The sequence below is a fragment of the Limosilactobacillus rudii genome (genome assembly GCF_014145455.1).
GTDB lineage: Bacteria > Bacillota > Bacilli > Lactobacillales > Lactobacillaceae > Limosilactobacillus > Limosilactobacillus rudii.
In genome coordinates this window covers 1-22,540 of record NZ_JACIVB010000049.1, presented here as the reverse complement: position 1 = coordinate 22,540, position 22,540 = coordinate 1, and the positions used below count along the sequence as shown (strand labels likewise).

Annotated in this window: 29 protein-coding genes; 1 reads left to right on the top strand and 28 read right to left on the bottom strand. The window is 36.4% G+C overall.

Annotated features, from left to right (window positions below; all coding sequences use genetic code 11):
- Positions 1–10 precede the first annotated feature (10 nt).
- From H5S39_RS04260 to H5S39_RS04125, 28 genes are all read right to left on the bottom strand, one after another.
- Positions 11–5,698: a phage tail tape measure protein gene (locus H5S39_RS04260; RefSeq protein ID WP_182595798.1), complete on the bottom strand. Its 5,688-nt coding sequence runs from the start codon at positions 5,696–5,698 to the stop codon at positions 11–13.
- 26 nt (positions 5,699–5,724) lie between these two features.
- Positions 5,725–5,877, bottom strand: coding sequence for a hypothetical protein (locus H5S39_RS04255; protein ID WP_182595799.1), 153 nt, complete (start codon positions 5,875–5,877; stop codon positions 5,725–5,727).
- Between the two features lie 38 nt (positions 5,878–5,915).
- On the bottom strand, positions 5,916–6,320 hold the full coding sequence (locus H5S39_RS04250; RefSeq protein ID WP_182595800.1) for a hypothetical protein: 405 nt from the start codon (positions 6,318–6,320) through the stop codon (positions 5,916–5,918).
- Positions 6,321–6,452: 132 nt separating this feature from the next.
- Positions 6,453–7,157, bottom strand: a complete 705-nt coding sequence (locus H5S39_RS04245; protein ID WP_182595801.1) for a phage tail protein — start codon at positions 7,155–7,157, stop codon at positions 6,453–6,455.
- A complete protein-coding gene (locus tag H5S39_RS04240; RefSeq protein ID WP_182595802.1) occupies positions 7,158–7,556 on the bottom strand; it encodes a DUF806 family protein in 399 nt (132 codons plus the stop codon).
- Between the two features lies 1 nt (position 7,557).
- Positions 7,558–8,013 carry a hypothetical protein gene (locus H5S39_RS04235; protein ID WP_182595803.1) on the bottom strand — a complete coding sequence of 152 codons (456 nt, stop codon included), beginning with the start codon at positions 8,011–8,013 and terminating at the stop codon, positions 7,558–7,560.
- Positions 8,006–8,362 carry a phage head closure protein gene (locus H5S39_RS04230; RefSeq protein WP_182595804.1) on the bottom strand — a complete coding sequence of 119 codons (357 nt, stop codon included), beginning with the start codon at positions 8,360–8,362 and terminating at the stop codon, positions 8,006–8,008. The genes H5S39_RS04235 and H5S39_RS04230 overlap by 8 nt, the downstream gene beginning before the upstream one ends.
- Positions 8,355–8,801: a head-tail connector protein gene (locus H5S39_RS04225; RefSeq protein ID WP_182595805.1), complete on the bottom strand. Its 447-nt coding sequence runs from the start codon at positions 8,799–8,801 to the stop codon at positions 8,355–8,357. The genes H5S39_RS04230 and H5S39_RS04225 overlap by 8 nt, the downstream gene beginning before the upstream one ends.
- 21 nt (positions 8,802–8,822) lie before the next feature.
- Positions 8,823–8,909: a HeH/LEM domain-containing protein gene (locus H5S39_RS11490; protein WP_310735858.1), complete on the bottom strand. Its 87-nt coding sequence runs from the start codon at positions 8,907–8,909 to the stop codon at positions 8,823–8,825.
- A gap of 251 nt (positions 8,910–9,160) precedes the next feature.
- Entirely contained in the window at positions 9,161–10,339 is a 1,179-nt protein-coding gene (locus H5S39_RS04215; RefSeq protein WP_182595806.1) for a phage major capsid protein, read from the bottom strand.
- Positions 10,336–11,106: a head maturation protease, ClpP-related gene (locus tag H5S39_RS04210; RefSeq protein ID WP_182595807.1), complete on the bottom strand. Its 771-nt coding sequence runs from the start codon at positions 11,104–11,106 to the stop codon at positions 10,336–10,338. The genes H5S39_RS04215 and H5S39_RS04210 overlap by 4 nt, the downstream gene beginning before the upstream one ends.
- A gap of 8 nt (positions 11,107–11,114) precedes the next feature.
- Positions 11,115–12,344, bottom strand: coding sequence for a phage portal protein (locus tag H5S39_RS04205; RefSeq protein WP_231832841.1), 1,230 nt, complete (start codon positions 12,342–12,344; stop codon positions 11,115–11,117).
- Positions 12,345–12,545, bottom strand: coding sequence for a hypothetical protein (locus tag H5S39_RS04200; RefSeq protein WP_182595808.1), 201 nt, complete (start codon positions 12,543–12,545; stop codon positions 12,345–12,347).
- Positions 12,546–12,553: 8 nt separating this feature from the next.
- Entirely contained in the window at positions 12,554–13,894 is a 1,341-nt protein-coding gene (locus tag H5S39_RS04195) for a terminase large subunit (RefSeq protein WP_182595809.1), read from the bottom strand.
- Between the two features lie 276 nt (positions 13,895–14,170).
- Positions 14,171–14,650: a terminase large subunit domain-containing protein gene (locus tag H5S39_RS04190; protein ID WP_259407320.1), complete on the bottom strand. Its 480-nt coding sequence runs from the start codon at positions 14,648–14,650 to the stop codon at positions 14,171–14,173.
- Positions 14,634–15,089, bottom strand: coding sequence for a phage terminase small subunit P27 family (locus H5S39_RS04185; protein ID WP_182595811.1), 456 nt, complete (start codon positions 15,087–15,089; stop codon positions 14,634–14,636). The genes H5S39_RS04190 and H5S39_RS04185 overlap by 17 nt, the downstream gene beginning before the upstream one ends.
- A 349-nt stretch (positions 15,090–15,438) precedes the next feature.
- Positions 15,439–15,699, bottom strand: a complete 261-nt coding sequence (locus tag H5S39_RS04180) for an HNH endonuclease signature motif containing protein (RefSeq protein ID WP_231832843.1) — start codon at positions 15,697–15,699, stop codon at positions 15,439–15,441.
- Between the two features lie 276 nt (positions 15,700–15,975).
- Positions 15,976–16,161 (bottom strand): hypothetical protein, encoded by a 186-nt coding sequence (locus tag H5S39_RS04175; protein ID WP_182595813.1) that lies wholly within the window; start codon positions 16,159–16,161, stop codon positions 15,976–15,978.
- 288 nt (positions 16,162–16,449) lie between these two features.
- Positions 16,450–16,635 (bottom strand): hypothetical protein, encoded by a 186-nt coding sequence (locus H5S39_RS04170; RefSeq protein WP_182595814.1) that lies wholly within the window; start codon positions 16,633–16,635, stop codon positions 16,450–16,452.
- Between the two features lie 437 nt (positions 16,636–17,072).
- Positions 17,073–17,300 carry a hypothetical protein gene (locus tag H5S39_RS04165; protein ID WP_182595815.1) on the bottom strand — a complete coding sequence of 76 codons (228 nt, stop codon included), beginning with the start codon at positions 17,298–17,300 and terminating at the stop codon, positions 17,073–17,075.
- A 14-nt stretch (positions 17,301–17,314) separates the two neighbouring features.
- Positions 17,315–17,659: a hypothetical protein gene (locus tag H5S39_RS04160; protein WP_182595816.1), complete on the bottom strand. Its 345-nt coding sequence runs from the start codon at positions 17,657–17,659 to the stop codon at positions 17,315–17,317.
- Positions 17,660–17,723: 64 nt separating this feature from the next.
- Complete coding sequence (locus H5S39_RS04155) at positions 17,724–18,002, bottom strand: hypothetical protein (protein ID WP_182595817.1); 279 nt, start codon at positions 18,000–18,002, stop codon at positions 17,724–17,726.
- Between the two features lie 16 nt (positions 18,003–18,018).
- Positions 18,019–18,429, bottom strand: coding sequence for a hypothetical protein (locus H5S39_RS04150; RefSeq protein ID WP_182595818.1), 411 nt, complete (start codon positions 18,427–18,429; stop codon positions 18,019–18,021).
- 284 nt (positions 18,430–18,713) lie between these two features.
- Positions 18,714–18,857: a hypothetical protein gene (locus H5S39_RS04145; RefSeq protein WP_182595819.1), complete on the bottom strand. Its 144-nt coding sequence runs from the start codon at positions 18,855–18,857 to the stop codon at positions 18,714–18,716.
- A gap of 326 nt (positions 18,858–19,183) precedes the next feature.
- On the bottom strand, positions 19,184–19,432 hold the full coding sequence (locus tag H5S39_RS04140) for a hypothetical protein (protein ID WP_182595820.1): 249 nt from the start codon (positions 19,430–19,432) through the stop codon (positions 19,184–19,186).
- A 407-nt stretch (positions 19,433–19,839) separates the two neighbouring features.
- Complete coding sequence (locus H5S39_RS04135; RefSeq protein WP_182595830.1) at positions 19,840–20,076, bottom strand: hypothetical protein; 237 nt, start codon at positions 20,074–20,076, stop codon at positions 19,840–19,842.
- 462 nt (positions 20,077–20,538) lie between these two features.
- On the bottom strand, positions 20,539–20,742 hold the full coding sequence (locus H5S39_RS04130) for a hypothetical protein (RefSeq protein WP_182595821.1): 204 nt from the start codon (positions 20,740–20,742) through the stop codon (positions 20,539–20,541).
- Positions 20,743–20,974: 232 nt separating this feature from the next.
- The gene (locus H5S39_RS04125) at positions 20,975–21,121 is read right to left on the bottom strand and encodes a hypothetical protein (protein WP_182595822.1); all 147 of its coding nucleotides are present in this window, start codon (positions 21,119–21,121) and stop codon (positions 20,975–20,977) included.
- Between the two features lie 539 nt (positions 21,122–21,660).
- On the opposite strand from H5S39_RS04125, the gene H5S39_RS04120 reads away from it, so the two are divergent.
- Positions 21,661–22,440, top strand: coding sequence for a hypothetical protein (locus H5S39_RS04120; RefSeq protein ID WP_182595823.1), 780 nt, complete (start codon positions 21,661–21,663; stop codon positions 22,438–22,440).
- Positions 22,441–22,540 lie beyond the last annotated feature (100 nt).

Here is a 22,540-nt window from a genome sequence, read left to right as displayed (position 1 = left end):
AATTCACCTCCTAATAACTCATATAATCATTTAGTTTTTGATCTTTACCGTAATCGTTATAGAATTGTGCTCGTTTTCGCCGCGATACAATATTATCATTCTTTCCATTAGCTAAGATAGCATCAATTTGCTGTTTATTAAGTCCAGCAATTTGAGCCAAAATAGTTACTGCTTGTTTAAGATAAGTAGTGGTTTCAGAATTTTGGGTTGCTTGTGAGTTGCGACTACGCAATCCCCCAGTTCCGCCACCATCGTTTTCCATCTTATCAAGAGTTTGATCGATAAGGTGTAAAGCACGTGGACGTTTATTGAGATCCATTGGAATAATTGACTCAAGTTTATTACCCTCAGCAATTGGATATAGACCCTGGCGGTTTACAAAGCCACCCCATGCCCATCCATGACCGTTACCAACATTGCCCCAGCCTCCTTCACCGCCGTTTTCGAGAACATGAATAGCAGTAATGATTTGATCATAACCGCTAGCCTTATTCTTATGGCGTGGCAAGGCGTCAGCAGCCCATGTACTTGCAGCAAATTGCAATAGTCCAAATGATTCATTGCCACCAGAGTTTTTGTCGTGAATTTGCTGTGGAATTGTTGGATTACCATTTGATTCAGTTTGAATCTGTTTCAACAGTTTATTAACTTTCCATTCAGCCGCTTCAAGACCTAATTCATGAAAAGCACGAATAATATATGGGCGCCAACGTGCAACGCCAGCACCACCTGGATTTGCTGGCTCTGAAAGCTGTTCTTTTAAAACGTTGGAAATTCCACGAGCAAATGCAATAGCAGTAGCAGGACCTAAATCGGCAACAAGCGGTATTTTTGAATTCCAATTAGTTAATTTTAGAACTAAAGTCTTTGCGGCTTGTTCAGGGTGTTTATCAAATTGTTCAGATAGCTTGTTCATTTCTGATTCAGATAAAGTACCATTAGCGTATTTATGAACTCCGATCGAATTCATAAATTTATAAGTACTTTCACCACTTAATACTTGGGTACCACGTGGTGCGTTTGGAATAAGCGTATTTCGATGTTGGGGTAACATAGCTTGACCATTCGGAAATAAGACAAGTTCTTTCCAATGTGGACGAACCGAATCATTAACTAGCATATGCCCACCAGGATGACCATTCATCGTACCATTAGCATAAGAAATAGTTGATAATTTCTTATCACCGCCAAAATTACTAATGGTCGAATTAATACCACTAATTCCTTTATTTAACCGACTTATGATATCTTTCATTGACGATTGAGCATAACCTGGTAGTTTGTTAAACCCTTTACGAAAATTACTAGTCACGTCATTAATCCAACTATTCCATCCCTTAAGAAAAGAACTACTGAATTTAGCACGTGTACTTTGAACGTCATCTAAATAACGGTCAACTGATCGGTTAGCAGAGCTTAGGTTACGACTGACAGGACGGTCTAAGCCTGACCAAGTACTCTTCCAATCACGATTAAATTCCCTCTTAAATGAACGTAATGCTCTATCCATTGAACGGGTTTCACGGTTAAATTCATTGACAAAGCCAGATTTTTTACCACTCATTGCTTTATTAGCGATGTTAGCTTGTTGTGCAATAAGTTTCCCAAAAGGATTTTTGCGAATAGTCCGATAAAGACTTCGTACATCCCTATCAACCGTAATTAAACCATTCTTTTTACCAGCTAATCCCTTAATTGATTTTTGAAGAAGTCGTAGCGAAAACGCAACTGTTTTAATTGGCTTTGAGAGGTTCTTCCAATCATGTACAGACCGACGAGCACTCTTGTCTAAGTTTGAAAGTTCTTTAGTTAGTTTGGACTTGCGAATGTTCTTAGACATTTCACTAAAATAATTCTTCATTTTAACTTTCTGCAAAGACCTTAATGCCCGTGTGTATCCATTGACAGCGTTTGTCATTTGTTTAACTAATTGGCGATCTTTAGCAGAATAATTACCGGTACCTAGGCCTTTACCCTTCTTAGAACCAAATTGCTTGTTCAGCCACTTTCCAAATTTTTGACCTTGACCATAAGCCCATTTAAACGGCGCTTCAAATAATTTGCCGATACCTTTAGCAACTTTGGAAGCACCTTTTTTGATTTGTGGCCATGCTTTGCCAAGTGATTTTCCAATGTGACCACCAGCAACTCCACCAATTATGCTTCCTAAAGTTCCACCGATAACTGTACCGATTCCTGGAACAGCACTTCCTAAAGTAGCGCCAATTGCCATTCCACCCGCTGCACCTGCTGTCGATCCTAGGGACTCACCAACTTTTTTTGCACGGTTTTTATGATTACTTGTGGTTAGTGCTTGTAATAAATCAATTGCGCCAAATGCAACTGTAGCAGCACCACCCATTTTACTTCCTAGAGTTTTTCCATACGTTAAGAGTTTACTGCTCCTTGTTGCACTTTTGCCGGCGTTTTCTACAAAAGATGCTCCTGCTTTTACCCCACTAGCTGCTGCATGTTTACCAGAGCCTTTAAATAAATTAGCAAAAGAAGTTTTCTTTGGCGATTTTTCAATTGCCTTACTTGCACTCTCTACAAATGATTTTCCAACATTTTTCCCGCTTTGAGCTGCGTGCTTCCCTGAACTCTTAAATAAGCTCTTTATTGAAAACTTATTTTGAGAATTCTTAACTGATTTGTTCATTCCTGTTGCAAAATCTTTTCCAGTTCTAATACCTTGTTGTGTTACTCGCTTTGTTGAAAAGCCAAACATTGACTTTAAGGTATCAAATTTAGAAGAATTAAAACTTCTTTTTACACCATTAGAAAATGATTTTGTAACTTTTTGCCCTTGTGATTCAATATCTTTAGGTTTAAATCCAAACATTGATCGAACAACATTAGTATCAATCATTCGAGCAAAAGGTTTAGTTATCCATTTTCCAAGCTTCCATCCGAGTTTAAACCCTTTTAGTAACCATTGACCTATCCTTTTACCAATTCCAAGAACTAAGTCAAAATCAAGCATACCACCTGTTAGAGCTATTATTGCGAGATTAGCAATTCCCTTTAATCCACGTACTAATCCCCCGCGTATTCCTTTAGCAATGTTACTACCACGATTTTCTCCAGCTCGCCTCATCTCACTACGAGAAGGTAACTCTTCCTCGATAGTAGACGCAGTTACTACTGGTGATCTTGCTTTTTCAACATTCTTATCTGTCTTTTCAATAGTGTTATTTGTTATATCACTACCTATACTAGAATCACCACCAGATACTTCATTGTGGCGTTTCCAAAGGTTAATATTTTCTTGTAACTTTTTATTTTCAATATCAATTTTAGATTGCTCTGAAGCAACACCATCTAAGTGAAACATTGTGCGAATATCTTGCCGAATAGCACTCATTCCATTAATAGTACCTTTGAGTACCTTAAACGCACCAACAATACCGATAATAGCACCAGTTGCCTCACCAATATATTTTGGTAAATTGCTATTAGATTTTGACAATCCAGTAATTCTTCCGAATGCGCTATATACATTCAAAATTGCGCCTGCTGCTTTTCCACCATATCTTATAACACCAGATAAGCCTTCAACAAAGCCACCAATAAATTGAATAATTGATTTTGAATGTTTACCAATGGCTCGACCAGCACTAGACACACTATCGCTAAAGTCACCGATGGCTTTTTGTCCATCCTTTGAGCCAACCCAATCACTCATCGCTTTAGCTACATCGTTGACAGCTGGAAGAAGTTTATTTCCAAGATTAATTGCAATATCTTGGATATTCATTTTTAACTTCTTCATTTCCATTTGGGTTGATTGCATGTTCTTAGTGGCTAATTTATGGACATATCCATTTCCCTTTTCAGCTTTTTTTACATTTTCTGTCAAGGTTTCAAGATTCTTATTACCTTTAGCCATACTGTCCATTGATTGAGCCAAGATGGTACCGGCCTGTTGACCAGTTGTTCCAAATAAAGCCTTAAAGAAAGCACCTTTTTCAGCCTTGCCAAGGTCTTTTGTGTGGTCATTAATTAGCTTAAAAATATCTGACATTGACTTTAGAGAGCCATCTTTTTTCTTAAAGTCATCAATGCTTAAGCCAACTTTTTGAAGATGAGCTACTGCATTATCCGTTGGGGCAAGAATACTATTAATAACCTTACGTAATCCAGTACCAGCTTTGGAAGCTTCAACACCAGAATTAGAAAGAATACCAATAGCAGCGGACGTTTCTTCAACACTAAAACCAGCCTGACTAGCACTTGCCGAAACATAACTCATAGCTAATCCCAAATCCTTAAATGAGGTTGCTGTCATATCAGCTGAATATGCCATCGAGTTAACAACACGGCTGGTATTTTTCATCTGTTCTCCAGCAGTTTTGCCTTGTAGTCCAAAGGCATCGAGAACTTGTGATGAGCTTTGAACAACATCATTAAAGTCATCTCCAGAAGCACGTGCCGCTTCAAGCATTGACTTCATTGATCCTAATGCTGATTCAGATGTATATCCACGCTTTACTAGTTCAGTATATTGATCAGCGATTTCTTTTTGAGAGAAACCATATTCTTTTGAATACTTGCTAGCATCTCGTTGCATTTGACCAACTGTCTTAGTAACATCAGAAACTTTTTCACCACCGGTAACTAATAAGTTCTTAGTAGTGATCCATTGTGCCTGCAATTCTGATGACATTTGAACAGACTTACCCACTGCCATTCCAAATGGGGCCATCGCAAACGTAGCCGTCATTAATCCACCACGAATTGATTGAGCCCATTCTCGTGTATGCGATGTTGCGCGCCGTGCATTAGCATCAAGATTATTCATAGCTCGACTTAATCTAGTAATTCCACCATCAGTTACACTACGTTCTGCTCGGGAAATTTCATTAATTGACGTTCGAACTTTTAACGCTTGTGTAATTTGCTTTGCGTAATCAGAATTTAGATTAGTAATCTTTTCGCCTAATCCGGCAAGAGACGCAGCTTCCTTACGGTATTCACTAGAAGCTCGTCCATGTTCACGAATAGTCTGGTTAACTTTAGCTTCTTGTTGTGAATAACTATTTCGTAGGCTTACGACTTTGCTCTTTAATCTATCAGTTTCACTTACTTCTGCACGGAATTGATTTATCAAAGCTTTATGCTGAATTTTGTAAGATTCAACCTGAGCTTTTCCTGTTCGAAAAGCATTACCTTGACTATTAACAGACTTTACATAACTATCCATAACAGACTTAGCACTTTGAGCTTCGGTCCTTGTTCGGGCAAGGCCAGTATTAAACTGTAAAATACTTTTCCGGGACTCATCGATACCTTGAGTTAACTTATTAATCTGATGTTGTGCGTTCTCAATTTGACGAACCGTACTTGCATATTTCTTTTCGGTCTCATCAAATGCTCGTTGAACTTTTTGAGCTTCGTCAGAATTAGTGTCAGCATACTTTTTAGTTTCTGCAATTTGCTTCTCACGAGCTTTTGAAAGTTTATCAAGTTCATCTCGAAGCTCTTTTTGCATATTCTTATAATTTTCAATCTGGCGTTTAGATTGTTCAATCTTAAAATTATAAGCAGATATGGACCCTTCACCTTGACGAATGGTTTCAAAGCCTGTCCGCATTTCAGCTTTCATTGCACTAGCTGCTGCCTTCATCTGTCGAAGCGTTGTTACAACACCGCGATCTTGCATATCAACAGCAAATGTATACCCATCAATTACAGCCATTTATTTTCCTCCTTTCCTTAAAGATTTTAAAAAAGGAACGCCTCAGAACCTACTAAAGTTAATGGGTCCTGTGGGCGATCTTTTCTTGCTTTGGCATTTTGTGCAGCCATCATATCGCTAAAAGATGATTTATAAAAATCACCAGGTAATATACCATTTTGCATGGCTTGCTGAGCCATAAAATCAATATCTTCAGTTAAATTATCTAAATCAATAATTAATTTTCTGAACTTTGTTTTGGGTCATCTTCCTTACCTAATGCGTCCATTACTTGTTCTTGACGCTTTTGCATCTTACGGACACTAGGAGTTACCATTCCTGTAAATTTCTCAACAGCATTTGAATAGAAAGTAAATAGGTCACCATAGGACATCTCTTCTAGTTTCTTAGAATCTTCTTTATTTAATCCTAGAAGCTTAGCAACTTGTTTGACTACTTCATCGGTAATCGCTTCATTGTAGTCAGCAAATAATGGATTTTCGTTTTTATCATCCACTTCATTGATACGCTTATAGATTGCTTTGATACCAGCATTAATTTTCTTAATATTGGTCATAGAATCCATAATCGTGTAATCTTTACCAAGAGTATCAGCAGCTTTTAAAGTTACAGTTTTTGCCATATTATTATTTCTCCTTGTATGTATTTACTTACGTCTCACAATTTCTCGTCTCTGTCTTTACTAGTTAGGCTGTAGTTGAACTACCATCTGGTTTAATTACTTCTGTGGGTTCCCCACTTGGTTGTGGGGCAGCTATTTTCCCACTCCGGCATTCTTTTCACCATCGGTACGAACATCAACTGATTGTCCGCCGTGTAATGATGGGTCAGCCGTACCATCTTTGCTTGCAGTGACAAAAGTCTGACCAGGAAATACCGTGTCAAATAGTTTTTGTTTATCAAAGCTATCTTGACCTGCACGAGCAAAGCCATAGTTTTTACCGTTAAACCCTACAAATCCCATAGAGGTAAATGTTAGAGTATCACTTTCACGGGTTTCCGCAGTATCAGTGTTAGTCTGCACATTTTGCGTTGTTTCAGTGAAAACACCCATACCAAATGAATAGTAAACATCTTCCAAAGTAATTGGTGATTGAGTAACAATAATCAAACCTGAATAGACTGGTCGTTCACCGTCAACCCAGACACCATTACTAAGTTTTACCCGTCCAAGAATCTTTTGCTTAACTTCTGGATTGATCAAGTTAGCAGTAAGAGCAACAGTTGGTGAAGATGGTGGATTAGAGATATCTACCACTTCGTTATTACCATTAATCTTTGTTGGGGTTCCAGATAATGCCGAAATGTTAGCTGTTTGAAGCCCTAAATTTAAGTGGTTTTTGTTGGTGTCAATTGGAAAGACACCAGTCGCAGAAAGGCCTTTTGTTGCGTCAACAATGGTAGATCCATCTTCATTTTTTAACGCAAGATAGGCTCCTTTCAGACCAATGTTAGCCATTTATTCGTCCTCCTCTTCTATTTCATCTTGTTTGTAATTAAATTTCAGTGTATTTGTGATGTTCTCTGTGTCAGGCGTTATAACATGCCCGGCATTTAGATATCGTCTAATTCCATGAGCATACAAAAAGGACTCAACTGATTTCTCAATTAAGTCCATATCGCCTTCAAAATTAATTGGATAATAAAACATTATTGACACACGTTTAATTGTGGAAAGAATAGTATCATTTCCAACATCACGCTGCCCATCGTTATCTTCTGAAACAACAAGAATAGCATGAGTATCATCAACATTCTCATTATCAATTTTATAAGCACAAATATTATCGATAAGAATATCTTTTAGTTGATCTACATTACCACTAAGTAGACCAATAATTTTTGCGGTAGGTGTCATACTATTTGCCTACTTTCTCATCCATAATCTGTCTAGCACGAATAGCCATTTCCTTACCCATTTCTTGATCACGTTCTTTACCAATTCGGGCAATAAAGTCATGCCAATCAGCATATTTTGCCTTTGGTGCAGTTCCATAAGGTCCACCATATTGGTTCCGTGGTTTCCATCCATCGTTTAGAAAACGAGCAATATAAGCTTTCTTTCCCTTTTTAGAAAAGCCAATCTCATAATGCCCATCTTCTTTGATTTCATGAGTAAGTGTTTCTGCTAAATGCTTAGTACCGTTTTCGTACACAACATCACGTTCATGTTCCTTTAAGAAAGCTATCATTGCTTTCTCGTAAATCTTATCTCCAACTTTATTAACTTTTTTTCGATCAGATAATGTAAAGCCTTTGTCAGCCTTTTCCAAAAACTGGTCAAAATTATTTTTTATAAGTCCATCGTTAGCCATGTTTAACGACCTCTCTATGACAAGTAATCAAATCAAATCCATCAGTGCTCAGACCATCATCGTAAGAAATGTTATCAATAATAAAGATTTCGTCTCCTTTACGGATTTTATAATTACTTGTTATTTGTAAATCATGACGAATAAAGAACACAACAGCTTCTTTAATATTAGCTCCTGCCAATGTGATTGCTTGATTAGCATTTAATGTCCATAACCCGGCATATCTTGTAAAGTGTGGATTAAAGCCTTTAATTGCTTTACCCGTATTAGGATTTTTCTTTCCGGTGGATTCATCAATACCAAATTCAAGTCGATATCGCATGCGAGCAACATTTAAATTTTTAACCATTATGTTCATCCCCTAGTTCCGAAGTCTGATTGGAATTTGCTGTCTTTTCATTACTACTTTCAGCATCTGCACTATCAGAACTATCATCACTAAGAAGTCCATCACTTTTCATTATTCGGTAGCGATATTCGTCTTTCATTGAATTAATCAAAGAATATAGCGCCATTGGAACTTCATAAGTTTGCTGTTCTGATGTTGCACTCCGATGATTGTATAAGTGTGATACCTCCAAAATAACCGCAGCATTAAATACTTCATTGTTATCAAAAAAGTCATTAATGCGTTCTCCTACTTGGCTGATTACATCTCGCCGTGCCGCTTTAATCAGCATTTTCACTAACTTGTCATCATCTGTCATATCTGGTTCTAGTCGTAGAGAAGCTTTAACCGTTTGTAACTCGTCATCTGACACTGTTTCTTTCAATGAATTAATTGACATAAATACCACCACCTATCGTTATTATTTTTGGTTAACTAAGGCTAATAAATCAGGCTTACTTGCCGATGATGCATAAGAGATCTTATGTGCATCTAGGTAAGCTTTGATTTCTGGAATAGTTTGAGCCTCTGTTGGTTTTACATTACCGTTTGGGTCAAAAGTATCAGTTACTGCCGGTTGAGCAACAGTACCCGAATTAGGTGTTGAAGTATTTGAGTTAGTAGCAGAACTTGCCGGAGTAGAGCTTGCTACTGTACTTGATGCAGGTTTATCGCTTTTACTTACATCGGATTTGGCATCCCCACCTGTTGTCGGCGTTGATGGGGTTGTTTTCTTCCCATCGTCACCGGATGGGGAATCTATTTTGACGGTGCACTAACTGTAGCAAGACGGAATGCACTTGCCAATTTAATTTGGTGATCAAACCAAGCAGTAAGTTGGAAGTAGTTCATTCCTTTTTGGTAATCCTTGTATTGTTCATATAAAGCACCAGAAATTTCGTAGTTCAGTTGGGCAAAGCTAAAATCACCAACCACTGGTGTAGTTGCAGCAGAAGTAAATACTACTGGAGCTCCAAGAATTGATTCTGGCTGTGCTTGATAAAGGGTTGCTGAGTTATTAGCTAAACTATCAAGCATATCGTAATAGTCACTCCGAGTCATAAGTACCTGTGCATTATCTTGGAAAGCGTCATCTAAGTCTGCAAGGGCCTTACGAATAGCGTGGAATAAGTCTTTTCCTGAAACTTTCTTAATTTTGACGGTAGTAGTGTCATAGAAACTCATATGTTCTAAACCGGTTGGGTTAGAAGTACCCAGAGCCATATTTCGTTCCTTTAATTGAAGAGCGGAAGCTAAAGCATTATTTACATATTGAACAAGTCCGGTATCAGTCCCTAAAAGTACAGTATCGGAAATGCCAGCCCGAACCTTTAACATGTGACGTTCAAATGTAATTTGGTCACCCTTAAGATCCATTTCTTTAGCAATATCACCATCATTAATAAATGAATCATCAGCAATATCAAATGCAATCCGTGGAAGAATTAAATTAGTAATAGTTGATACTGTTTCCATTTGACGAAGTGGGTTAGTAGCAAATGGTTCACTAACTAATTGATTAGAAACATTAATTGGGAGCAACTTACCACCGTTAGTAGCACTATCATCTTTCATTTCTTGCTTAATATCATTCCATTTTTCTTGGAATGAAGCATTGTCTGGACGCACAGTCTTCCGAATCCAAGCAGCTTCCATCTTAATCATTCGTTCCTTAGGATCATCAGGAAGCTTCTTTGATTGAGCCTTTTTATTAATATCAGTAAGCTCTGCCTTTTGTTGTTCCTTGGCACGATCTAATTGTTCTTTAGCTGCATCAAAGCGTGTTTGCAGAGCATCACGTTTAGTTTGTAATGCCTTAATGTCATCTACACTTGAGGCTGGATCATTAGCCTTTTCTGCGATTTGGTCATTTACGTCTTGCAAACTTTGACCTAAGTCGAGTACGTTAGTATTTAATTGATATACACTTAACTTCATTTCTTAATTTCCTCCTTTAGTGTTTTCAAGTAAGCTTTCATCGCATCACTGTTATCCAAGGCGTTTTGCTTAATGCGATTAAGTTCTTCTTTTTGAGATAGTTCTTTATGCTTAGCCTTAGGATTCTTGTTCACTTGCTTAATAAATTGTTCTGGAACGTTGTGATAACGTTGAATAAAACGTTTATTAAGTGATGCGGCAGCTTGATTAGCTTCAACCACTTCATCTGCAAGTCCATAATCTTTTGCTTCTTGCGCAGTTAGCCAAGTTTCCTCATCCATTAGTTCTTTCAGTGTTGATTCATTTAACTTGTCTCCAGCTTTTTCGAGATAAGTTCGAACACTAGCCTGTGTAATCTTGTCAAGATCATCAGCTTGCTTACGCAGTTCTTTAGAATTACCAACAGCCATTGTCCAAGGATTATGGATCATTAACATTGAATTTGAAGGCATAAAAATAACGTCACCGCTCATTGCAATAACGCTTGCTATCGATGCCGCTAGTCCATCGATATACACATTGATATGAGCTAAATTTTGTTTCAGCATGTTATAAATTGCAATTCCCTCGAACACTGATCCACCTGGTGAATTAATGTGTAAATTAATTGTTTTTACATCACCAAGACTTTTTAATGTATCGCGAAATCCAGCTGCAGAAGTATCAGAGTCTTCCCATTCATCAGTTACAATTTCACCATCAATATACAGCTCTGCAAGATTATTCTGAGTTTCCTGTTTCACCGTTAGATACTTTGGAAGTGTCATCCTCTGGTTCACCCCCCTTTCGATGTTGCATCATTGATTGATGCTTTCATTTGGCTTTCAGATGGGAACAAATCCTTTGAGATCCAAGTCATATTAGCTGATTTATCTTTTAATGGTGGTAAGTCTTCTAATACCCGAAGATCATTCTGGGTAGTAATTCCATTACGAATCATCATTTGGTAAAAGTTTGTTCGTGCGGCAGTATTACCACGCATTAAGCCGTTGACATTAAACTTAAAGTAAAATCCTTGTTGACGTTGTTGAGGTGCTAATAATTTACGATTAAATTCTGATTCATATTGTTTAACAATTGGTACTAACGTCATTTCAACGAATTGAATCATTGCTTGCTCACCGGCGTTAGCATTCGTGGCAGATGCTTCATTTAGAAACGACAATGGAACATTAAACGCATTGGCAATTCTAGATCGAGTAATTTCTTCCGTTGTTTTAAGGTCACTTGGCTGAAACTTACTTTCATAACGGTCAATTTGAAAACCTTTTTCTTGAACAACCGCTCCTCCATTTTCTTTAACCATATGAGTAAGATCCTTAATCAGTGCTTCACGATTTTCCGGACTAATCGATCTATCATACTGAATGATGTATTGATCCTTTTTCTTCATTTCATTAAGTGAAAAATCTTCTACCGCTTTTTGAAATTTCAATGGACCATTAAGCACATCAATCGGACTAATACCAACTACGCCATTTAAAGGCGTGATATGTTTGACGTGAATCATTTCTGTATTAAAAACCAACACATGAAATTCGGTTGAACTAACCTCATACCAAATTGAGTTATCATCCCTATTTCGCTTTACAACAACTGTTTCAGGATCAATCGGCCATAAATGGATAGGTGTTCCCTGTTTGTTTCGCTCAATTAATGCATATCCATTGCCTGTAGCATTACGTGACACTTCTAATTCGTTAATTAAAGAAAAAGCCGACATTGACGGATTGGCTTCTCCGTGCAATAAGTCAGCTACATCGTTTTCTTGTTGTTCATAACTCTTGTATAGATGAATCGGCAGGCTCGACACTGTATTTGCAAGTCGTGTAATAACGCCAAAGATTTCTTCATTAGTTGCTAAGGTATTATTTTTAACACCCCAGATATCCATATCAGCCCATCCAGCAAAATTGTGTGTTGGACCAAGCCATCCTCGCTTTGAACTGCTTTCTTGTTTAAAACCACCACTAAGCTTCTTTTGAAAATTTTTCCAAAATCCCACTTACTCACCCCTCTTCCTATCTTCATAGTGACTAATTAGAACATATATTCCTGTAATAATAAGAATTAAAAAGTCAATTGCAACACCAATTCCTAAATAGACCCAAACGGGAGCAAATACTAACCACCATGACCACGCAATTGCTCCTGCTAATTTTGCACCTGTAAACATAGCGGTTAGAATAACTACTAAAGCTTTCATTAGATACCTCACTTAAATGAAATAAACGTTGATGTTGGTCCTTCAGTTTCAGGAGTAACTAACATATCAATTACTGAGACATGTGCATCAAGGGCAGCCGCAAAGCCGTCAATTTTACGTGATTGCGATGTCTTGGTTGGCAACCAATTATCATTACGGTCCTGACGTAAATGAACATTATTGAGATACCACTGAAACATTGGTTGTTCATTAAACACAACATTTCCATCTAAGAGGAGTTCTTTGAAGTTTTGCAATGGTCCACCTAACGTGAAAAATCCTTGTCTAACCTTATCTGTTTCAAAGCCTGCTTCAATCAATTCTTTGTTAAGCCGAAGTGCCTTTGCGGGATCATATCTAATCATTACAATGTTGTATTTTTCTGCTTGTTCCTTGAACCAATTAAGCACGTATGAATAATCGACATAATCTCCAGGAATAATTGTGACATCCCCATCATGCTCCCATTTTCTAATTCTTTCTGGATTCTTATCCCGTTCATAGCGAGCGTGAGGAATCCAAGAATGTTCCAATATAAAAACGCCACCATCATCTAAAGGAAACTCTAAGCAAGCAGAAGTAAAGTCCTCTGTATCTGATAGATCATAACCACCAACGCAATCACGATCTCTAAGTTCCTCTAAATCAAGGTGACGTTTATTCTTTTGTAGTATTTCAGGAGTAATAAAACTTAATTCGTCTACTTCTGAAAAAATATTAAATCGCTTAGTTAACCAGTCAGCAAATTTAGCAGGCACACGCCGATCATCTTTAAAGTCGCTAATCATATCTGCTAATTGCATCAATCCTATATTTGGATTAGCTTTAACCCACTTAGTTGGATCATTAACTTCTTCTTTATTGTCAAGGCATGCTAAATAGTAAAAAGTCCGGTCATTGATATCATCATCGTAATTATTTAAGGTATCGTGTCCCTGATCAACCATATCTACTAGTGGTCCATCTAATACATAGCCAGCAGTAGTAATATAGACAATTAACGGTTGAGTACGAGTACCACGCGAATTTTTCATAACGTTAATTAATGAATAATCTTGATACTCGTGGATTTCATCGAACACAGCAAAATGAACGTTCTCTCCATCTTTATTGCTTTTTTCAGCAGACATTGCCATAATCTTCCCACCTGTTTTGGGGTATCGAATTTCACTTCGATTAGGCACAAAACGGTCAGATAACCAAGGAGACTTTTGAATCATTGTTCGTGATCCTTCAAATAAAAGCCGTGACTGTTGCTGTGAATTGGCTAAAAAATAGACATTAGGACCATTTTCACCATCAAATCCGGCCATATAATCAGCAAGACCGGATTCTAGCTCAGTCTTCATTGTTATTAACCATAGGCTTTTTATCCTATGCTCTGGAGGTCACCCTCATTTTCATCGGTTGGTCATTTCCAACCCAGTTTAGCGTATATTTTCAATCATTAAGATTGCCGGACACTCTTGGTAGCATTATATTTATTCAGCTACTACGCGTTACAGTGCTTGTTAGCCTTGCGTAATCCAACAAGTTACCTCGGTATCTTCTCAAAACTGTATTGTCAATGCAAAATTTGTGTTTTTGCACCGATAAGTTGAGGTTTCTACCGATTTTGCCCAGTTTTAGAACGGCGAGACGAGTTTACCGTTCTTACGACCAACAAAAATAAGACTCTCACGAAATCGCCTTACTCCTGTGTGTTTATTAACCCAACCAAACATAGAGCCAACAACAAAGTGCTGCCAAGGCTGCATCACTAAATGTTTAAAATTACCTTTGGTTGGATGACACTTTTTTTCAATAAATCGAATGGGTCGCCAACCTTTATCCTCATCAAAGGTCCAAGGATATTCTGGATCACTTTTTGACCGTTTCAAATCCTTTAAATGACGTTCACATGCTAATTTAACCCATTTACTAGCAATAATATCGTTATTTACGACTGCTTGGGCATAAATAGTTGTTAATAACGCCGGAGATGGTTGTTTCAATACATGTCCTAAACTTATTTCATTAGACATATACGCATCAACCCACTGAGTAAGTCCTGTGTAATCAAGATCTAATGGATTTTCTTTTAGAATTTTAGAAGTCATCATCATCTTGTTTTTGATCATCTGTCATATTAATAGCTAAAGATGCTCGTGCTGCTGGGTTAAGTCCAAGGTTCTTTGCAAGCTTATCTAGTTCAGCTGAAATCTGTAACTTTAATCTCAGAGCCGGATTAAGCTTACCGCCAATAAAACGACCCTTTCGTTTTAGATATGAATTACATGATTTATATTCTTTAGTTAAGTCACAATAGCGAGCAATTTCATTAATATCAGCTTCGTTTAGTAGATCTGTTTCCTTAAATAACTTAATAATCGCTCGAAATTGCTTTTTTGCTCCATTATCAAGATAAGATGGTGGATCCATATGCTCAGCTGAAACTTTTAACTTTTGTTCATTTTTCGCACGCCGTTTAAGTTCATCTTTTGGTTTATGATTATAGTTTCCATTAGCAACCAATTGCAGAACATTTTTAGCTGTTTGTGGCATATCAAAATTTCCTCCTTTCTGCAAAATTTAGCGCTTGACGCTAGTTTTAGTTATGCTATGATTAAGTTGAAATTTGAGTGGTTACAAATTAACGGACATCCAGCGATGGGTGTCCGCTTTTTTGCGTGCAAAAAATTTTGAAAAACGAATTTTATATAAAGTAAGGCATGGCACCGCTCCCGTAAAATTATAATTTTCTAATTTTTTAGGTAGGGGGGCGTATTTTTAAGGTTTTCGCACACTTAAAAAGTTTATTTTTAACTTTCATATGTCTAGAACGTTGATATAATAGCGATTTTACCCGTGTGCACTTTCAAAACTCAAAACTTGTTATCTTATGAATTGCCTTTCATGTTTCAGGATTTGCATTGAATACAAAGACATCAGAACGCCGCGCGCTCTTTATCTTCTCCTGTTTGTCGTGCAGACTTTTGGCCCGTTCGTTATGTTCGGCGTTGTGGCAAGCCTTACATATTGTTTCTAAGTTGTTAGGGTCTAACCGTTTGCCATAGTCTACCCGCACCGCTTTAATATGGTGTACTGTTGTAGCCGGTGTAATTCTCCCCGCTCGTTTGCATACTTGACATAGATAATTATCACGTTGTAGCACTCGCAGCCGTACCGCTTGCCACTCTTTCGAATGGTAGAACTTATTATAATTGTCCGTGTATTTCTTACGGCTCACATGCTCACCCCTTACACGTTAATACAAAGCATAATAAAAAGGCGTTACCCTTTGACAGATAACACCTTATTAATTCGTTTCTTTCGACAATATCAATATAACACAGAAAGCCCCTTTATTTTTCCGCAATTTTTCCGCGAGTTTAAAATAAAGAAAGATCACCCATCTATTAAATAGATAAGTAACCTATATAAATATATTCTATTGTTTATTTAATTCTTTCCGTCTTGCCTTTATGAGTTCTTCTAATTCATCCAGTCCCTCATTATCCGCAAACTTGTTAATATAGCGCCGTGCATATGATCGCGCTTGATATGCCTTTGCTGCTTCCGGGTGCTTTGCCTTGTATTTGGCTGTTGCTCGTGCTCCTGCTTTAGTATATGCCATACTTGCACAATCTCCCGCCAATAACATATAATATATATGTATTCAAAAAGGGCAAGCGTTGCACCGCCTCCCCCTTTTGCTGTTGCCTAATATTAGGATTGCTATTTGTTAAACACTAGTCTATTTTAGATTAGTGTTTATTTTGTTGGTCGTGATAAATTCGATACAGTAACGTTAATAACGTTAATAACGCTACTAACAAATTTAGATACGCGATCCAATCGCCGGAGCTCACGGCGCCCACTCTCCTAATGTTAGGACTTCTACAAGAAAATACAATAGTTTTATTTATTCTTTTTTCATTTCTTTTATTTGTTCGCTTATTAGTTGCTGTAAGTCTTTTAAGTCTTCTATACTTGCATACTTCTTTATAAACGTTTTAGCATTTGACCTATATTGATATGTACGGCGTTTATCTGGATTATTCTTCAAATACTTTTGATTTGCTCGTTTACGTGCATCTGATAGTGTCATTTGACACCCCTCTTTTATTATTGATTATGTAGTTTTATTTGATATAATTAGATATGTAAAAGGCGCCAAGCTGTACGAGAACTTGACGCCCGACGGTCTACAGACAAGAGACATTTTATAAAAGCGCTTGGGCTATTGCTTGAGCGCTTTTATAATTAACGCAATACCACGACAAACCCAATAAAAAGCTTGTGAGAATATCAGCGTCGCGACAGCGTCAACCGTCACGCGTTCTCCTGTCTGGTAGATAACAAAGCATAGGCCCGCGCCTCCTTTGGTCTACCTGTAATCGGTAACGCTCGGCCGTTGCCTGCTGATCCGTCTTGATAAACTCCGGGTTAATTACTCCCATCGCTTACCATACCTATATTATATACTATATATAAGTACAAATAAAGATAATTATAAAATTTAATTCAAAATAAAAAGTCGCCCTTTTAGGCGGCTTCTTTTGTTTCCTGCTGTTGTTTAATGTCATCCCCTACAATGATCTTTATATTTACCCCTAACCCTTGCAAACGGTCAACAGTGGCAAGTAATAACTTCATTAGTACGCTTTTATAATCGTCACGGCTTGCAAAGTAACGGCGCTTGTAATCATCCCCCGGATCAATAAACTTTATAGCGTGGCTCTTAACTGTTCGATAGTATTTTCTATAATCCATTGTGTAACCTCCTATTATTTTAGCAAGTAATTAATAGCACCGTTTAATATTGCTTGTTGCTCGTCTTTTGGCTCGTCCTTGTGGATGCTTTCGGCTAACTCTTCAAATAACATCCCCATAATTATAACGGTGTTAGGCTCTAACCCTTCACAGTATCCGCCAACAAATCGCGCATATATCTTCATGGCTGTAATCCTATTAATTGTTGCCGTGAGGTTGCAGCACAGAACAAAGCGCCAATAATTGCGCTTGAAAGCTCGCTGCTCATGTGTATAGATTGCGTCGCTTTGTGATAACGCCCGCATGATTCGCGTTGATTCCATCAAGAACAATCTTACTTTATCATCTGTATTTAACATCCTAAGCGCCTTTACTGTTAAATCTGTATAACTTACTTCTTTAATATCCATCATATTCAACCCCTTAATAATTTTCTAGTGCGTTTTGTCGTGCTTCTGCTACTTTTTCCGGTGACACTATCCAGTGTTTTAATCTCTTTTCTTGGTGTTCACAAGTTCCGCCTTTTCGCCATTCTGTCCAGTGATGGCGAACTATTGAGATACTAGCCACTTCACCGCTATTAATAAATTCATTCATTTTCTTTTCTGCTTCTTCTTGGGTCTTGTATAGTTCTGATACGCTTTGACCGGTTACATATAGCATATTAACTCGGTATACTGTTGCTTCTGGTGTGATAGTCATTTTTATAACTTCCCTTCTAATTTGCTGATGTTGTCCGCTTGTCTGTCTTTGGTACATTTACAATTTCTAAACCTTGCGCGCCGTCTCCTTGCTGAGCAATTAAGCGCTCGCCCTTTTTACTTGGGTAAACTGTTAAAGTATAATCACCGTCGCCATCGTCTTCATAATCGATTGTAAATTTATCATTTTTAATCTGTTGACCGTCTTTGATATGAGTTTGTGAGTCTTTTAGTTCCTTGTTTTGGTCTGTTAAATCGTCATTAGTGGCGCTTAGGTCTTCTATTTGTGCGCTCGCCTTGCTCTTTGCCGTTTGTTCTGTTCTGATTTGGCTTTGTGCGTCTTGTAGTTTCTGACTGTCTACATACCAATTGCAACCCGCAATAATTAATAAAGCGCCTAATACTTTAATTACTAAATTCTTATTCATGATGATTACCCCTTTTATTTAATTGAACTGTTTTACTCTAATTATTCGGCCTGTATAGCGTCTTTTGTCGTCTCTAATGTAATACGCATCATTATTTATCTTTTGAATGTTCTCCCTGCTATACCATGTTAGGCGCTTCAATTTGTCACAATATGCAAAATAATTAATAAATCCACGCCGCCAGATTTCAAATTTTCCTGTGTAGTCGTTTCTTTCGTACTTTTCAATAATGTATAAATAGCCGTCATTCATCCAGTTAGTTCTTGATTTTTCTATTCCCATAATTACAAGTTCCTTTCTTTCGTTGATAATTTATATAACTTATTCCAAAATTCTTTATACTTTCGCCCGCCTAATTGTTTATAGGCTTGATGAACTGTAATTTTACTTTCCTGATATAGATTGATATACTTTTCTACTTTTCGCATTGTTGGCATCCCCCTTTATAGATCACATGAAATATAATCATAGTCATTAAAATTATGTTTCTTTGCATATTCACTCATACAATAGAGAGAATCAAACTTTAAGCCTTCCGCCTGTTTTGGGGATGTCATTTCATACCCTGTTACATTAAAACCGTTGTTAATTTTTTCGTTGCAATATTCACATTTCATTTTTATTGTTTCCTTTCTTTTATATCACTACGATATAGATATAAGAAATAATTTTTTTATTTCCTGTTCCTTTTGAACATCTTTATAATATATCATAGTGATATAGATGTCAATATAAAAATAGAAAAAATCTATTTTTATTTTTTAGTAACTTTATAGCCAAATTTATCCGCCATTTCTTCAAGTCTATTTGTCATGTCGTCCCAGTAATCAAACCTTTGATCTTCGCTTTTTTCAATTGCTTTATAGATTAATTCGTTTTTATCTTTATCCGGATTGATTAAGTTATCCATGTAATTCAAAGCCTTTTTATATTCGTTATAAGCTTTGTTTTTCTCCCGCCATCGTCTATTAGCTTCTAATTGCGCTTTGCTTGCTTTTGCCACCTTTTCCACTTCCCTAATATATTGATATAGCAAAAATAATCATATATAATAATAACGTGTTAAAGGGCGTAAGTGCTCGCATCACTTACACCCCGACAATCTACTATCCTTGTTTGTAGCGCCTAACCTTTATGGCGCTTTTTTATTGCAATAATTGCACTTATTACGGTAGCAATTACCACACTAAACACTTTACCGCTTGTTATAGTAAGCGTGATACTCATGTATTACCAGACAAAAATAGTAGAGACAAACAGAAGGACATTTAAACCACTCCCTCATCTACTTATAATATTGTAGAAAGTTGGCTTTTATCCTTGTTTGTAGATTGTCTAAGGTTGCGGAAAGGTTGCAAGTCTTCCCGCTTCCTATGTTTTTTATTATATCAGCTTCACCGCGTCACGTTTCTAATTTTTAGAAAGTTCTTCCAGTCGTTTATTTATAAGTTCCTGTAATTCTATTAAATCGGCTTTAGTAGATTTCTTAGTAATGAAATTACGCGCCTTTGATTTATATTGATAGTAATTACTTTTAGGGCTCTTCTTGTTCGCTTCTTTAATCTGCTGTAACTGTGCTTGCTTTGCTTCTTCTTTGGTTGCGTATTTTCTAGGGCGTCCCCGCCGTTTCTTTTGCTGTTCGGTCATTATTACCACCGCTTAAATTCTTTTATCGTTTTAATAAGGCTTTTTATATCATTTTTCAAGCCAATCAATAGCCAATATATCAAGCCTAACATGAATAAGATTATAAATATTTGCATTATCATTTTAGTTGATTCCTCTTTTATCCATGCTATAATAACAATAATTAATAAAAGGGCAAGCGTCCGACCGCCTACCCTTTGTAAGCTTTTATTTAATGTTTGGTAAGGTCTTTAATAGTCTGAATTAGATTATTAAGGGCTTTTATTATATTCTCAATTAAATATATAATCGCTCGTAACTCTAACAATATTACTATTATCAATCTTAACCAATCAATAAGCATATATAACAACTTATACACCCTTTACAATATGAAATTGTAATGTTGTAGTTGCTATAAGCTTTATATAATAGCTTACACCTATTATAATATCACATTATTTTTAGTAGTCAATTAATTTATTATAATTTTTTCAAACGTTCATCAATAAGCCCGCGTAATTCTTCCAATTCTTCCCGTGTTGCGTCTTTCTTAATGAAGCCCCGCGCCCTTGATTTCTTTTGATTGCGGTAGGCTTCTTTTTTATGTGTGCGGTTATACTCAACGTTGCGGGCTAGTTGTCTTCTATATGCTTCTTCTTCAGTTAATTTTTTAGTTCTTGGCATTTTCTCGCCTCTCTGCTTCTTTAACTTGTCGCCGTATTTTGCGAGCTTCTCTAAGATAATAATTGCCTGATTTTATCAGCCTGTAACTTATATATAAAGCAATTACCAGAATTACTATATTAAATAGAGCTTTTAGCATTTTCTAAAGCCTTTCTATTTTCTTAGTTCCATAGTATAATTATATACGTAAAAGGGAACCGCGCCACGATTCCCCATAATGTAAAACTATTGTTTATTTTTTAGCCTTATTTAAGCGTTTGGCCCGCTTCTTTAAGGCTTTTTCTTTTAGGCGTTGCCCTTGCCAATAATCTTTATAACCTTTACAGGCTAACCGATAGGCGCCGGCTATTCCTAAAAGGGCGCTTACTGCTGTAAGCATAGCCCGAAACTCCTTTCAACTAGTATTTGAAATTTAGGCTTGCTTAAGCTAGTAATTAGCTTACAACTATATAATACCACTATTTTATATATTGTCAATGTATTTATATAAATAATAAAAAAGTTTTCTACTGTAAAAAGTCTTATTTTCTTATTAATTATGAGAAACGCGACGCGCAAACCATGTTATAAAGACAGTGAAAAATATTAAATCTATAGTTTGAGCAAATACACAACATTAAAGCTAGATTAATAAGAAAATAAAGCGAATTTTTGAAACAAATTTATTTTCTTACATGGACGAAAGTTGATATTTAAAAAGCATGCTTTTTAAACTACACAGAAATTTTATTAAAAAGAAGATTTGAATTACTTTTTTCAACTTCTTAATCTTCTTTTTCAGTGACTTTTCTTTAATTTAAAAAGCATGCTTTTGTTTCTTATGACACTAATCGATCCTTTGATTAAAAATTATACTATTTACTTTGAAAAATATTTCTTTTATCATTATTGTATTAATTTCAAAGGAAATACTTTTTTATGTTACTTGGATATTTTACTCTATTATTATTTTCATCTTTATTAGTTTTGGGATTTATCTCTATTAATAGCAAATTGGATATATATCAGAATCAATTCAAAGGAGAAAAATTTTATTATTTAAAATTAATATTTTGGGATTCTTTTACGCTATTTAGCCGACTTATAATTATAACTCTTGCTATACTAGGCATTGTCGAAAATGCAAAACACTTTAATATAGTTTCTCTTGCCAAGTTGCAAAGTGCCAATCTTACTGCCATTGGATTTCTCACAACCATTACGTTCTATTTTCTTTCTAACTTTATATTTAAAATACACGTAATCCTGGGAATGGACAATACAAAAAAACTTAGTCTTAATGCAGAACTCGCTAAACTTTTTATAGAAATAGCTTCTATCTCCGCTACTCCTACATTTTTCTTATGGCATAACCAATTAAAACTCCCAAACAGTAATGATGATTTTCTCCTATTATCACTTTTTGTTTCTGACTTTGCCTTAGTCTTCGGAGTTGCAATGTTTATCGCTATTCTATTTATTTTTGCTTTTAGAGTCTTAAAATTTATTCCTGCTTGGATGCTTCAACCTAAATCTGCTAACTTTGCAACACTTTCTCCTAATCACTACGATATTGATAATCTATTAGAAAGTGAGAACACATATAAATCTAAAAAAAAGAATTATATTGATAGCATGAAAGCCACGATCTCGAATGATCCTCTCACTAATAAACTTCAAGATATATCATTTAAGAGAACTAAATCGAGTAGGAGATAATTGATTAATTCAATTATCGACCTCTCACACCACCGTACGTACGGTTCCGTATACGGCGGTTCGACAACTTAATCACTTTGAATTAACTGGAGCGTCTTGG

Coding starts and splice junctions, on each gene's coding strand:
- H5S39_RS04155 (WP_182595817.1), bottom strand. CDS start 18,002: ATGACTATCACACCAGAAGCAACAGTATACCGAGTTAATATGCTATAT.
- H5S39_RS04230 (WP_182595804.1), bottom strand. CDS start 8,362: ATGGTTAAAAATTTAAATGTTGCTCGCATGCGATATCGACTTGAATTT.
- H5S39_RS04130 (WP_182595821.1), bottom strand. CDS start 20,742: ATGCCAAGAACTAAAAAATTAACTGAAGAAGAAGCATATAGAAGACAA.
- H5S39_RS04195 (WP_182595809.1), bottom strand. CDS start 13,894: ATGAAGACTGAGCTAGAATCCGGTCTTGCTGATTATATGGCCGGATTT.
- H5S39_RS04200 (WP_182595808.1), bottom strand. CDS start 12,545: ATGAAAGCTTTAGTAGTTATTCTAACCGCTATGTTTACAGGTGCAAAA.
- H5S39_RS04120 (WP_182595823.1), top strand. CDS start 21,661: ATGTTACTTGGATATTTTACTCTATTATTATTTTCATCTTTATTAGTT.
- H5S39_RS04185 (WP_182595811.1), bottom strand. CDS start 15,089: ATGCCACAAACAGCTAAAAATGTTCTGCAATTGGTTGCTAATGGAAAC.
- H5S39_RS04250 (WP_182595800.1), bottom strand. CDS start 6,320: ATGGCAAAAACTGTAACTTTAAAAGCTGCTGATACTCTTGGTAAAGAT.
- H5S39_RS04245 (WP_182595801.1), bottom strand. CDS start 7,157: ATGGCTAACATTGGTCTGAAAGGAGCCTATCTTGCGTTAAAAAATGAA.
- H5S39_RS04175 (WP_182595813.1), bottom strand. CDS start 16,161: ATGGCATATACTAAAGCAGGAGCACGAGCAACAGCCAAATACAAGGCA.
- H5S39_RS04125 (WP_182595822.1), bottom strand. CDS start 21,121: ATGCTTACAGCAGTAAGCGCCCTTTTAGGAATAGCCGGCGCCTATCGG.
- H5S39_RS04160 (WP_182595816.1), bottom strand. CDS start 17,659: ATGTTAAATACAGATGATAAAGTAAGATTGTTCTTGATGGAATCAACG.
- H5S39_RS04145 (WP_182595819.1), bottom strand. CDS start 18,857: ATGCGAAAAGTAGAAAAGTATATCAATCTATATCAGGAAAGTAAAATT.
- H5S39_RS04225 (WP_182595805.1), bottom strand. CDS start 8,801: ATGTCAATTAATTCATTGAAAGAAACAGTGTCAGATGACGAGTTACAA.
- H5S39_RS04170 (WP_182595814.1), bottom strand. CDS start 16,635: ATGACACTATCAGATGCACGTAAACGAGCAAATCAAAAGTATTTGAAG.
- H5S39_RS04215 (WP_182595806.1), bottom strand. CDS start 10,339: ATGAAGTTAAGTGTATATCAATTAAATACTAACGTACTCGACTTAGGT.
- H5S39_RS04235 (WP_182595803.1), bottom strand. CDS start 8,013: ATGGCTAACGATGGACTTATAAAAAATAATTTTGACCAGTTTTTGGAA.
- H5S39_RS04135 (WP_182595830.1), bottom strand. CDS start 20,076: ATGACCGAACAGCAAAAGAAACGGCGGGGACGCCCTAGAAAATACGCA.
- H5S39_RS04165 (WP_182595815.1), bottom strand. CDS start 17,300: ATGGATTATAGAAAATACTATCGAACAGTTAAGAGCCACGCTATAAAG.
- H5S39_RS04255 (WP_182595799.1), bottom strand. CDS start 5,877: ATGGCTCAGCAAGCCATGCAAAATGGTATATTACCTGGTGATTTTTAT.
- H5S39_RS04150 (WP_182595818.1), bottom strand. CDS start 18,429: ATGAATAAGAATTTAGTAATTAAAGTATTAGGCGCTTTATTAATTATT.
- H5S39_RS04190 (WP_259407320.1), bottom strand. CDS start 14,650: ATGATGATGACTTCTAAAATTCTAAAAGAAAATCCATTAGATCTTGAT.
- H5S39_RS04260 (WP_182595798.1), bottom strand. CDS start 5,698: ATGGCTGTAATTGATGGGTATACATTTGCTGTTGATATGCAAGATCGC.
- H5S39_RS04210 (WP_182595807.1), bottom strand. CDS start 11,106: ATGACACTTCCAAAGTATCTAACGGTGAAACAGGAAACTCAGAATAAT.
- H5S39_RS04240 (WP_182595802.1), bottom strand. CDS start 7,556: ATGACACCTACCGCAAAAATTATTGGTCTACTTAGTGGTAATGTAGAT.